Here is a 1,485-nt window from a genome sequence, read left to right on the forward strand (position 1 = left end):
TAAGTTTGGTGATTTTGAGCCAACATTCTCATGAAACTAATGATCGATCGAACCCTCGATCGATTTATGAATGATTTGCGATCGCTATAGTTATGCCGTGTGAGTTATCTTTTGAGGCATAATTGTAAGGTTACTCGTGGGTAATGAGGATTTATGAGCTATTCAGAAGCATTTTCACCCAACTACATTACTGCACGAGAGCGATTTCGATCGGCATCTTCATCTTTGGGTTATCAGCAGACAGCCTATCCAATTGATCGGGTTAGTCCAACTGGTGAAGAATTAACTATTGATGTGGCGATCGGTGGTTCTTCCAACCCACGACAATGTGTAGTCATTTCTAGTGGCTTGCATGGAGTAGAAGGCTTTTTGGGCTCGGCAATCCAACTTACCTTGTTAGAAAAGCAGCAACTTCTCACATCGTTGTCACCTGATATTAAAGTTGTACTTATTCATGCTCTGAATCCTTATGGTTTTGCATGGCGACGACGTTGGAATGAAAATAACATAGACTTAAACCGTAACTTTTTATTATCTGAAGAAGTTTTTGATGGCAGCCCAAAGGACTATCCTAAATTCAATTCCTTTCTAAATCCAACTTTACCTCCATCACGCTTTGAACCTTATATTCTTCAAGCTGTCTGGCTGATATTGAGATATGGAATGACCAGTTTGAGAAACACTTTTCCTGTAGGGCAATACGATTTTCCAAAGGGACTTTTTTTTGGTGGTCATGCTGCATCCAAAACTCAAGAGATTCTAGCTAGCAATTTGCCCCAATGGATTGGTAATGCTTCAGAGGTAGTGCATATTGATTTCCACACAGGTTTAGGACGCTCGGGAACATATAAGCTTTTGCTTGACGCATCTGCAACATCAGAATCTTGTTCAAGACTAGCTCAACGATTTGGAGCAGAAACAATAGAACCGAACAGTACAGAAGGTGTGTCATATCCACTTCGCGGTGGATTAAAAACTTGGTGCCAAGCTCTTCTACCAGATTGTCGCTATGATTTACTAACAGCAGAATTCGGTACTTACTCGACGATTCAAGTTATGAAGGCATTGCGGGCTGAGAATCGTGCTTACTGGTGGGGTAAGTCACACCAGAACTATGAATGGACCAAACACCAGTTGGTAGAAATGTTTGCACCCAGATCTCGCAAGTGGCGAGAACAATGCTTAACTCAAGGACTCGATCTTTGTAAACGAGCCTTGATGGACTGAAGGAGTTGCGACGGTAAGCGATCGCAATACCAATACCGAAGACTTTAAAATTACCAGTGGGTCGATCGCTCTTCATTTCGGTATTGCGATCGCTCTCTTAATTTCTATCCTTATTGTTATGCCAAGAGTGCGATTTTTGTCAAGGGCGATCGCGCCCTCGCAAGTTGTAATACCAATTTCCTAAAGTCATGCTACAGATAGAGCATCTAAAATAAATTCCCATCCCGTCAAAGAAGCAATAACTTCCAACGTCAACTT

1 protein-coding gene is annotated in these 1,485 nt (G+C 41.8%); it reads left to right on the forward strand.

Going from position 1 to position 1,485, the window contains the following annotated elements; translation table 11 throughout:
* The first annotated feature begins 153 nt into the window (after window positions 1–153).
* Window positions 154–1,227: a M14 family metallopeptidase gene (locus E5S67_RS31930; protein ID WP_172193481.1), complete on the forward strand. Its 1,074-nt coding sequence runs from the start codon at window positions 154–156 to the stop codon at window positions 1,225–1,227.
* Window positions 1,228–1,485 lie beyond the last annotated feature (258 nt).

It is taken from the genome of Microcoleus asticus IPMA8, from assembly GCF_013179805.1.
GTDB classification, from domain to species: Bacteria; Cyanobacteriota; Cyanobacteriia; order Cyanobacteriales; family Microcoleaceae; genus Microcoleus; species Microcoleus asticus.

Excerpts from the sequence above, each read along its gene's own strand:
- E5S67_RS31930 (WP_172193481.1), top strand. The coding sequence starts at position 154 with ATGAGCTATTCAGAAGCATTTTCACCCAACTACATTACTGCACGAGAG.